Source organism: Glutamicibacter sp. NPDC127525 (assembly GCF_042672105.1).
Lineage (GTDB): Bacteria > Actinomycetota > Actinomycetes > Actinomycetales > Micrococcaceae > Glutamicibacter.
The window spans coordinates 361961-372257 of the sequence record NZ_JBHXVN010000003.1 but is presented as its reverse complement, the minus strand read 5'-3'; the positions used below and the strand labels follow the sequence as shown (position 1 = coordinate 372257).

Genomic DNA, 10297 nt, shown 5'->3' with positions numbered 1-10297 from the left:
GGGTTTCCCCTGCTGGCCCCCCTGCACGAGCCCGTAAAATCTAAGAAAAACAAATTAGCGGGGCCGCCGGCTCCCCCTGGTCTCACCCGGCGCCCGAGCTATTTCTTCAGGATTCCAGAAGGCTACTTTCCTTCGTCGTCCTGCTGGTACACATCAGGGATGCCATCCTTATCGGCATCGCGGGTCTCGCGCTCGTGGATGACCTTGTATCGGCGGTTACGGGGAATCAGCCACAGGGCACCGAGGATCGCGGCAACGAATGAACCAGCCAGGATTGCTACCTTGGCATGCTCATAGTGCGCCGACTCCAAGCCGAAGGACAATTCGGAGACCAGCAGGGATACGGTGAAACCGATACCTGCCAGCAACGTGACACCCAGCAGGTCGCCCCAGCGGGCATCCTTGTCCAGCGAGGCCTTGGTGAACCGGGTCAGCACCCAGGTCGAGCCCATAATGCCGATCGGCTTGCCGAGCACCAGACCCAGCACGATGCCCCAGAACACCGGATCGGTGAGCAGGCCGCCGCTGCCATTGTCAGGGGAAATCACGGTCACGCCGGCGGCGAAGAAGGCGAAGATGGGAATGCATATGCCGGAGGACAGCGGGCGGAAACGGTGCTCGAATCGTTCAGCCAGGCCGATGCCGTCACGGCCATCGGTGCGCTTGACCGGGACACAGAAGCCCAAGACCACACCGGCGATGGTGGCGTGGATGCCGGAGCCGAAGACGAAGATCCAGGTAATGACACCCAGCGGCAGCAGGATTGCCCACGCGGCCCACGCACGCTTGGCGAAGAACTTGCCAAGGAAACGGGCAAGGACCGTGAAGAGAATGATGGGGATCAGCGACAGGCCCAGGTAGGACAGCTTCAGGTCATCGGTGAATACGACGGCGATAATGACAATAGCGATCAGGTCATCGACTACAGCCAGAGTCAGCAGGAAGATGCGCAGCGCTGCGGGAAGCGCCGAACCAATCACCGCGAGCACAGCCACGGCGAAAGCAATGTCTGTTGCGGTTGGAATGGCCCAGCCACGCAACAACTCACCGCCACCGGACATGGAAGCGATAGCGACAAAGATCAACGCCGGCACCAGCACGCCGCCAAAAGCGGCCGCTACCGGTACGGCTGCCGTTTTCGCATTGCGCAGATCGCCAATGACGAATTCTTTTTTCAGCTCCAAGCCGGTCAGGAAGAAGAACACCGCCAGCAGAGCATCGGCAGCCCAGTGGCCGATGGACAGATTCAGATCCACACCGAAAAGGGTAGGTCCGAAGTGGAAATCACGCAGTGCGAAGTAGGACTCGCGCAGCGGGGTGTTAGCCCAGATCAATGCCAGCAAAGCGCCGGCGATGAGTACCATGCCGCCGACGGTTTCCTTGCGCAGGATGTCGCCGATACGGATAGATTCTTTATAGCTGGGGCGCGAAAACAGGTTCTTGCTGGAACCCGAAGACGGAGTTTGGGTCATGCTTTTAACTCGCTTACTTCGTTAAATGAATATTTCTCGCCGACCAGACTTCCCGGCACACCTGTCACCAACCCTAGCGCGAACAGTGCTTCAGAGCACAAATCCCCGGACGCTTTGCGAGAAATCGCACGTCCGGGGACTGAATGTGAAACGTAACTATTCGGAGTGGCTTATTTCGAAAGCCAGGCATTGACCTGAGCAGCCTGCAAATTCAGTGCCTTGCCCAGGTAAGGCTCCGCAGCCGAAGCCAACTTGCCGCCGATGAATGGAATCGACGAGGAAACCTTGGCGTCGATGGAGAATTCGGAAGTTTCGCCCTGGGCCTTGAGCTGTTCGGTGCCGCTGACGGTCACCGGAACACCGGCAACGGAGATCTTTACCGTAGCCGAGCGGTTGCCGGCAGCATCTGGTGCTGTCCACTGGTCTACCTGGGTGATCTCGATGGTCGCGCCAACGAACTTGCGGGCGATATCCGGAACGCGATCGGTGGGGACCGAACGAACGGTGGTCACGGTGAAGGCGCCTGCGGTATCGCCGTTCACGGAGAAATCGGTCAAGGAACCGTTGGCGACCTTGGTCAGGTGCTCGGCAAAGCCACGATCGCTAAGCGTAGCGATGACCTGGTCTGCAGGGTGGGCGATCTGAGTGCTTGCGTTCAATGCCATGAAAGCTAATCCCAATCTGGAAATCTAAGTGGCCGGGCAACGAAATCGCAGGCCCGGCAACGGACAGTATTAACACTATCTGCAAAGCCGCATTGGGTAGGCTAGGACTGCACCCAAAACAGCATATTGACGTTTCCGGCCGTGGAAAAACATTCACGGTCGGCGTTAGTGGTGTCGTTTCGACGTAATACAGTATGAATGCACCCGGCCAAGCGTCTGCATGAGAGGACCCGAACCCCCATGAGCCTAAGCGGACTTCATGATTTCCTGCGCGAGGAACCTTCCTTCAGGCGTATTGGGCAAAGCGCAGCTCATGACTACCCGACGCGCAGCGAAGAGCTGGAAATCGCGGCCCCGCAGGGCATGCGACCGATCCTCTCGGCGCATATCAGCCAGGCGCTGCGTGAAAGCAAGCATTCGGGGGTGACGCTCATCGTCACCGCGACCGGCCGTGAAGCCGAAGAAGTCTCCAGCTCACTGGGTGCCTACCTCCCGGCAGGCCAGATCGCCGAGTTCCCTTCTTGGGAAACCTTGCCCCATGAGCGCTTGTCGCCGCGAAGCGATACCGTGGGACGCCGCCTGGAAGTGCTGCGCCGCCTGCACGACCGGGATGAGAGCCTAAACATCATCATTGCTCCAATTCGTGCCGTGCTGCAGCCGTTGGTCGCCGGCCTTGGCGAATTGCGCCCGGTCATCCTGGAACTGGATGCCGAGCCGGGCTTCGATAAAGTCATCAAGGACTTGGCTGCTGCGGCTTATGCCCGAGTGGACATGGTGACGCACCGCGGCGAGTTTGCGGTGCGTGGTGGCATCATCGATGTTTTCCCGCCGACATTGGACCATCCGGTCCGTATTGATTTCTTCGGGGACCAGATCGACTCGATGCGATTCTTCGCCATCGCAGATCAGCGGTCCACTGATGATCCCGGTCCCACCCGGATCATTGCCACGCCCTGCCGTGAAATGCTCATCACCCCGCAGGTGATGAGCCGGGCAGCGAATCTGAAGAACCATTTCCCGGCGGCCCAGGAAATGCTCACCAAGATTGCCGGCGGCATCGCTGTTGAAGGCATGGAATCCTTGGCTCCGCTGCTGGTGGACAAGATGGTTCCGCTGCTGTCCTTGTTGCCGGAATCGTCCATTGCGCTGGTGATGGAGCCAGAGCGCGTGCGCGCCCGCGCGCATGACCTGAACGCCACCAATGCCGAATTCCTGGCTGCCGCGTGGGCTTCGGCTTCGGATGGAGCCAGCGCTCCGTTGGATCTGACCACCGCGGATTCCGAGCGAAAGCTGGCTACCGGTGATTTTGCCTCGCTGGCAGAAACCGTAGAACACGCACAAGCCGCCAAGGTTTCCTGGTGGGCTATTACCTCCCTGGGTGCCGATGACGAGCTGGATTTGGGCGCGGCCACCATCCGTGTCCCGGCCCGTGAACCGCACGGCTACCAGGGCGACATCGAGGCGATGATGGAATTCATCGCCGGACGCGTCAAGGACCAATGGCGTTTCGTCGTGGCTACCGAGGGTCCCGGCCCGGCAGCCCGCCTCTCGGAGCTTTTCGCCGAGTTCAAGATCCCGGCACACAGGGTGGATGACCTGTCCGCGGAACCCACCGCTGGACTGATCGAGATCACCCAGGCCACCGCCGGCCGCGGGTTTGTCTTCGAGGAACTGAAGCTGGGACTGCTCACCGAAGCAGACTTGCTGGGCCGCTCCAGCGCGTACCCGAACCGCAAGGGCCGCAAGCTGACGGTCAAGCGCAAGCGCAATGCCGTTGATCCGCTGAGCCTGCAGGCCGGGGACTACATCGTCCACGAACAGCACGGCATCGGCAAGTTCGTCGAGCTGATGGCCCGCAAGGTCAATGGTTCGGGCAAGGACGCCAAGCGCGAGTACCTGGTGGCGGAGTACGCCTCTTCCAAGCGCGGAGCCCCGGGGGACCGTCTGTTCGTCCCGATGGACCAGCTTCATATGGTCACCCGGTATGTCGGCGGCGAAGCTCCGACCTTGTCCAAAATGGGCGGTTCGGACTGGGCCAGCACCAAGTCTAAGGCGCGCAAAGCCGTCAAGGAAATTGCTGGCGACCTGATTAAGCTCTACTCGGCACGCATGGCCAGCCGTGGCCACGCCTTCGCATCAGACACCCCGTGGCAGAACGAGCTGGAAGAAGCCTTCGCGTTCATCGAGACTCCGGATCAGCTCACCGCCATCAACGAGGTGAAATCCGATATGGAGAAGGAAATCCCGATGGACCGGTTGATTTCCGGTGACGTGGGCTTTGGCAAAACCGAAATCGCGGTTCGCGCCGCCTTCAAGGCCGTCCAGGACTCCAAGCAGGTTGCCGTGCTGGTTCCTACCACCCTGCTGGCTTCCCAGCATCACCAGACCTTCACCGAACGCTATTCGGGCTTCCCAGTCCGCGTGAAGACCCTCTCGCGTTTCCAGAGCGCCAAGGAATCGAAGGAAATCCTGGCCGGCCTCAAGGACGGCAGCGTGGACATTGTCATCGGCACCCACCGCCTGCTCTCCAAGAACGTGGAGTTCAAGAACCTGGGCCTGGTCATCATTGACGAGGAACAGCGCTTCGGAGTGGAGCACAAGGAAGAGCTCAAGAAGATGCGCACCAACGTGGATGTGCTGGCGATGAGCGCCACCCCGATCCCGCGTACCTTGGAGATGTCGCTGACCGGCATCCGCGAAACCTCCACCTTGGCGACCCCGCCCGAAGAACGCCATCCGGTGCTGACCTACGTGGGTCCACGCAGCGACAAGCAGATTTCCGCGGCCATCAAGCGTGAGCTGATGCGCGATGGCCAGGTGTTCTTCGTGCACAACCGGGTCAGCTCCATTGAGCGGGTGGCGGCCGAATTGCGCGAGCTGGCCCCCGAAGCGCGCGTGGAGGTAGCCCACGGCAAGATGAGCGAATCCCGGCTGGAGCGGATCATCCAGGACTTCTGGGAGAAGAAATTCGACGTGCTGGTCTCCACCACCATCATCGAAACCGGCCTGGATATTTCCAATGCGAACACGCTGATTGTGGACCGCGCGAACAACTACGGCCTGTCCCAGCTGCACCAGCTGCGCGGGCGCGTAGGGCGCGGCCGTGAGCGTGCCTACGCCTACTTCCTGTGGGATGTAGAGAAACCGCTGGGGGAGGTCGCCCTGGAGCGCCTGAAAGCCGTTGCCGCGCACAACGAGCTTGGCTCCGGCTACCAGCTGGCCATGAAGGACCTGGAACTGCGTGGAGCCGGTAATCTGCTGGGTGGCGAGCAGTCCGGGCATATCGCCGGTGTGGGCTTCGACTTGTACCTGCGCCTGGTAGGCGAGGCCGTGGCCGATTACAAGGGCGAAGGCGAGGAAGAAGCCGCCGAGATGAAGATTGACCTGCCGGTCAATGCCCACCTGCCACACGACTATGTACCTGGTGAACGACTGCGTTTGGAAGCCTATCGCAACATTGCCCAGGCCGAGACCGACGAGGCGCTGGGTGAAGTCCGCGATGAGCTGGTGGATCGCTATGGCAAGCTTCCAACTCCGGTGGAGAACCTCATGCGCGTGGCGGCCCTGCGTATTCGCGCGCGTGCTGCGGGGCTGCATGATATCCAGCAGGTCGGCAACCACATCAAGCTGGCTCCGGCCAGAATTGAAGACCTGCCAGCTTCGCGCCAGGTGCGCTTGGAACGCCTGTACCCGGGGGCTGCGAACAAGCCGGCGCTGAATTCGATCTTCATCCCGAAGCCCAAGACCTCGCCCATTGGCGGACGGGACTTGGCCGACGGGGAGATCCTGGAGTGGGCGGAGAAGCTGCTCTACGCTATTTTCGAGCCAACACCCGCACCGGCAGCAAAGGACTGATTCGGTTGAACTCGCGGGCCAGTAGCATGCCTTTTCCGGCAGGCTGCTGGCCGGCGTTTGCTACCGCTGGCCCGAGGCAGCAGGCGAGGCCAGTTCTCCGGCGTAGCCCTTGATCGCCCGGGCGTAGAGCGAGGCATGGCGCGCTAATGCGCTGACCGCCAGCTGGACCGCTTCGGTGGATTGCCCGGCATCGTGCAGGGCCAGAACCAGGAAGGCCTGGGCGTCGGTAAAGATCGGTGAATCGGCAGTGATCTGCTGCAACAGTTCGATGGACTGGGTGTACTGCCCGAGATTGCGCAGCGTGCTGGCTAGCTGGAGCAGCGCTTCATCGTGCCTTGGCGCTTCCAGCCCAGCTTCCAGTGCCGCCCGGTAGGGGCCGACCGCTTGTTCTTCTTCCCCTAGGTAGTCGTGCAGGGACGCGACCTCGAAGAGCACCCGCGGATCCTGCGGATCCTTGCCCTGCACCAGGAGTGCCAGTTCGGTGCGCAACTGTTCAGAGCGTTTGCCATTGGCTGAGTTCCAGAACTCTTCGATGCGCTGATCCCATGATTCCATGGGGCCAGTCTAAGCGAGGCAAGGCAGATTAAACGCAAGAGAGGGAAACCCGGACACGGGTTTCCCTCTCTTGAAAAGTTCTAATTAATTCTGGTGGGCGTTAGCTGCCGCAACCAGATCCTCAGCCTTTTCCGCGCGACCCATCAGGTGCATCGGGATAGCGAAAGCCAGGAACATCAGAGCGAAGCTGACCAGGGTCGGCCACCAAGCAACCTCAAGGGTCCAGTAGCCCAAGGTGTAGACGCCAGCCGAGAACATCACGAAGAAGATCACGAGGTTGACGATATTGCCGACAAGGCGGCCTTCACCGGAATGGGCAGTGTTCTTGCCGTTCGAGTACACTTTTTCTCCTTGGGAAAACGGATTGGTGCGATTTCCTAGTAGCTGGAACCGCTTTGCTCTCCCTCTAGGATAGCAACTCCTGAGCTAGAACCTAGCCGGGTCGCACCGGCCGCAATCATGGCCCGCGCGGTTTCAACACTGCGAACGCCGCCCGAGGCCTTGACACCCATTTCCGGGCCGACGGTCTTGCGCATCAGCTCGACGTCTTCGACGGTCGCGCCGCCGGTGGAGAAACCGGTGGAAGTCTTGACGAAATCAGCGCCAGCGGCCTTTGCGGCCTCGCAGGCCAGGACCTTGGCTTCCTCGGTGAGCAAGCAGGTTTCGATGATGACCTTCAAGATGGCTCCACCTTCATGCGCGGCCTGCGCAATGGCGAAGATCTCGTTGACCAAGGCATCCCGATCGCCACGCAGGGCGGCGGCAACGTCGATCACCATGTCGATTTCGTTGGCACCGTCTGCAACTGCGTGCTTGGTTTCGAATACCTTGGTATCGGTGGCCGAGGCACCCAGCGGGAAACCGATGACCGAACAGGTCAGTACGTCCGAGCCTTCCAGCTCGCGCGAAACGGTGGAAACCCACAACGGGTTGACGCAGACCGACTTGAAGCCGTACTTCTTGGCTTCCTCGCAGATCTGCACAATTTGTTCGCGGGAAGCATTCTGAGCCAACAGGGTGTGATCGATGTAGCTTGCGATCTCGCGGGCGCTTAGTTCAGTCATCATTTCCTCTAACAATAAAGATTTCAATCATTTCAAATGAAGGTCTCGAAGGGGTAAGCCTAGTTGGCATTCAGGTAAGCTGCCAATTCATCCTTGATTGCCAAGACCTGCGCGGTAGCGCGTTTGCGGGCTTCAGGGACCTCGGCCAGATCATCGACCGGCTCAATAGTTTCCAAGTAGCACTTGAGTTTCGGTTCCGTTCCCGAGGGCCGAACGATCACGCGGGCACCGGAAAATGTATGCAAGACCATGGCGTTGGTCGCAGGGAGCTTCTCGGTGCCCCTGGACAGGTCGGTCACCTCGGAAACCTCGGAGCCGCCCAGCGAGGCCGGAGCGTTCTTGCGGATCCTTTCCATGAGCACCGGGATCTGCGCCAAGTCGGTGAAGCGCAGGGACAGCTGGTCGGTGACGTGCACGCCATGCTTGGCGGCCAGTTCATCCAGGCGGTCCGGGATGGAGCTGCCCGAGGCCTTCAACTGCGCAGCCAGATCGGCCAGGACGATCCCGGCAGAAATCCCGTCTTTGTCGCGCACCAGTTCCGGGGCTACGCAATAGCCCAGGGCTTCTTCGTAGCCGTAGCCCAGGTCCTCAACGCGTGAGATCCACTTGAATCCGGTCAAGGTTTCTTCGTGCTCGCGTCCGGCGTCCTTGGCGATGGCTGCCAGCATGCGCGAAGACACGATGGAATTGGCCAATTTCTTGCCCTCTGGCAAGGTCTTGGAGACCTGGTCCCCGAGCAGCCAACCTACCTCGTCGCCGCGCAGCATCCGCCAGCTGCCGCCGTCGAGGATGGCTGCCGCGCAACGGTCGGCATCGGGGTCATTGGCAATGACCAGATCAGCACCGACCGTGCGGGCCAGTTCCAGCGACAGGTCGATGGCCCCTGGCTCCTCGGGGTTAGGGAACTTCACGGTAGGGAAGAGCGGATCGGGGTGTTCCTGCTCAACGACCATGTGCACGTCGTCGAAACCAGCGTTCAGCAGGGCTTGGCGCATGGTGTGGCCACCCACGCCGTGCATTGCCGAAACCACAATTCGCAGATTCTTGCGTACCAGGCCCTGCGGCTGGTTCGCTTCGATGATCGGGTGGATGGAAGCGAGATAGGCTGCCTCGATATCGCCTTCTTCGCCTGGGGCCGGGAGCACTTCCCAACCGGACTGTGCCAGCGGGATCTGCGCCACTGGCTGGTCATGGTCAATCAAGGAAGCGATCTGCGCATCGATCGGGGAGACGATCTGAGCCCCGCGGCCCGGCGCATCGGTGATCCTGCCGCCCACGTATACCTTGTAGCCGTTGTCCCGTGGGGGGTTGTGGCTGGCCGTGACCATGACACCGGCTTCCGCGCTGAATTCACGAACGGCCCAAGCCAGCACCGGGGTCGGCAAGGCCGAGGGCATCAGCAGCACCTCAAAACCGGCAGCGGCGAAGACGGCGGCTGAATCCTTGGCGAAGGCATCCGAGTTGAAACGGGCATCGAATCCGATGACGACCTTCGGGACATATCCGCCGTTGGCCTTTTCGCCCAGGAAACGGGCGATGCCCGCAGCGGTGCGCAGGACTACCACACGGTTCATGCGCATCGGGCCGGCGCCCAATTCGGCACGCAGGCCTGCGGTGCCGAATTCCAGGACGCCGCTGAAGCGGTCGGCGATGTCCTCGAAGGCCAGCGCGTCGCCGTCGGTGACGCGCTGGATCAGCAATTGCAGTTCTTCCTGCGTTTGCGGATCGGGATCCTGGGCTGCCCATTGGCCCGCCGCATCAAGCAACTGGATTTTCTGCGTGTGATTCACTGATTTCCCTTCGAAGGACACTGACTGCTTCTTTGCGCCGATAATGCGAGGCTTAGAGCTTCGCGATGATCTGTGCCAGCAATTTGGAGATGCGCGGACCGGCGGCCTGGCCGGCCTCGATGACTTCCTCGTGGCTCAGCGGCACCGGGCTGATGCCGGCGGCCAGGTTGGTCACCAGGGAAATGCCGAAGATCTCCATGCCTGCATGGCGGGCGGCTATTGCTTCCAATGCGGTGGACATGCCGACCAGATCAGCACCGATCACCTTGGCGTACTGGACTTCGGCCGGGGTTTCGTAGTGCGGTCCGGTGAACTGCGCGTACACGCCCTGATCCAGGGTCGGATCAACTGCGAGGGCAATCTCGCGCAGGCGCGAGGAGTACAGGTCGGTCAGGTCAACGAAGGTCGCGCCCTCCAAAGGGGAGGCAGCAGTCAAGTTGATGTGGTCCGAGATCATTACCGGGGTGCCTGGGGTCCAGTTCGGATTCAGGCCGCCGCAACCGTTGGTGAGCACCAGCTGCTCGCAGCCGGCAGCTGCCGCGGTGCGGATGGGGTGGACGACAGCACGCACGCCTCGCCCTTCGTAGTAATGGGTGCGGGCACCCAGAACCAGGACCCGCTTTCCAGTGGACGTCAGGATCGAGGAGATGCTGCCCTTGTGCCCGGGTACGGCCGGGGCATGGAAGCCTGGAATGGGGGCGGCATCCAGGGTGTGGGTGGTTTCGCCGATGAGTTCGGCGGCCTGGCCCCAACCGGAGCCCAGGACCACCGCGATGTCGTGTTTTTCGACGCCGGTCTGTTCGGCGATTGCCTGGGCAGCTTGTGCCGCCAGGACCTGTGGGTCATTTTGCATATCAGTCACGGGAAATACGCTACCGGTAGCGGGGCGCTTTGTC

8 protein-coding genes are annotated in these 10297 nt (G+C 61.1%); 1 reads left to right on the top strand and 7 read right to left on the bottom strand.

Going from position 1 to position 10297, the window contains the following annotated elements; all coding sequences use genetic code 11:
• Positions 1–122 precede the first annotated feature (122 nt).
• Both nhaA and ACFVHU_RS09760 read right to left on the bottom strand, forming a co-directional pair.
• Positions 123–1472 (bottom strand): Na+/H+ antiporter NhaA, encoded by a 1350-nt coding sequence (gene nhaA / locus ACFVHU_RS09765; RefSeq protein ID WP_388024129.1) that lies wholly within the window; start codon positions 1470–1472, stop codon positions 123–125.
• 170 nt (positions 1473–1642) lie between these two features.
• On the bottom strand, positions 1643–2137 hold the full coding sequence (locus ACFVHU_RS09760) for a DUF2505 domain-containing protein (RefSeq protein ID WP_105657107.1): 495 nt from the start codon (positions 2135–2137) through the stop codon (positions 1643–1645).
• A gap of 240 nt (positions 2138–2377) precedes the next feature.
• Between ACFVHU_RS09760 and mfd the strand changes: the two genes are divergently transcribed.
• Entirely contained in the window at positions 2378–5992 is a 3615-nt protein-coding gene (gene mfd, locus ACFVHU_RS09755) for a transcription-repair coupling factor (RefSeq protein ID WP_105661736.1), read from the top strand.
• Between the two features lie 60 nt (positions 5993–6052).
• Here the strand turns inward: mfd and ACFVHU_RS09750 are convergent, their stop codons facing one another.
• The 5 genes from ACFVHU_RS09750 to ACFVHU_RS09730 form a co-directional block, all read right to left on the bottom strand.
• Positions 6053–6547 carry a tetratricopeptide repeat protein gene (locus tag ACFVHU_RS09750; protein ID WP_105661737.1) on the bottom strand — a complete coding sequence of 165 codons (495 nt, stop codon included), beginning with the start codon at positions 6545–6547 and terminating at the stop codon, positions 6053–6055.
• A gap of 84 nt (positions 6548–6631) precedes the next feature.
• Complete coding sequence (locus ACFVHU_RS09745) at positions 6632–6889, bottom strand: hypothetical protein (protein WP_105657110.1); 258 nt, start codon at positions 6887–6889, stop codon at positions 6632–6634.
• A 35-nt stretch (positions 6890–6924) separates the two neighbouring features.
• On the bottom strand, positions 6925–7611 hold the full coding sequence (gene deoC, locus ACFVHU_RS09740; RefSeq protein WP_388024126.1) for a deoxyribose-phosphate aldolase: 687 nt from the start codon (positions 7609–7611) through the stop codon (positions 6925–6927).
• A gap of 59 nt (positions 7612–7670) precedes the next feature.
• Entirely contained in the window at positions 7671–9401 is a 1731-nt protein-coding gene (locus ACFVHU_RS09735; RefSeq protein WP_105661907.1) for a phospho-sugar mutase, read from the bottom strand.
• A gap of 52 nt (positions 9402–9453) precedes the next feature.
• Positions 9454–10254: a purine-nucleoside phosphorylase gene (locus ACFVHU_RS09730; RefSeq protein WP_105661739.1), complete on the bottom strand. Its 801-nt coding sequence runs from the start codon at positions 10252–10254 to the stop codon at positions 9454–9456.
• Positions 10255–10297: the final 43 nt, after the last annotated feature.

What these genes read in the sequence shown, in the direction of transcription:
- nhaA (WP_388024129.1), bottom strand. Translation starts at nt 1,472, where the DNA reads ATGACCCAAACTCCGTCTTCGGGTTCCAGCAAGAACCTGTTTTCGCGC.
- ACFVHU_RS09760 (WP_105657107.1), bottom strand. Translation starts at nt 2,137, where the DNA reads ATGGCATTGAACGCAAGCACTCAGATCGCCCACCCTGCAGACCAGGTC.
- mfd (WP_105661736.1), top strand. Translation starts at nt 2,378, where the DNA reads ATGAGCCTAAGCGGACTTCATGATTTCCTGCGCGAGGAACCTTCCTTC.
- ACFVHU_RS09750 (WP_105661737.1), bottom strand. Translation starts at nt 6,547, where the DNA reads ATGGAATCATGGGATCAGCGCATCGAAGAGTTCTGGAACTCAGCCAAT.
- deoC (WP_388024126.1), bottom strand. Translation starts at nt 7,611, where the DNA reads ATGACTGAACTAAGCGCCCGCGAGATCGCAAGCTACATCGATCACACC.
- ACFVHU_RS09730 (WP_105661739.1), bottom strand. Translation starts at nt 10,254, where the DNA reads ATGCAAAATGACCCACAGGTCCTGGCGGCACAAGCTGCCCAGGCAATC.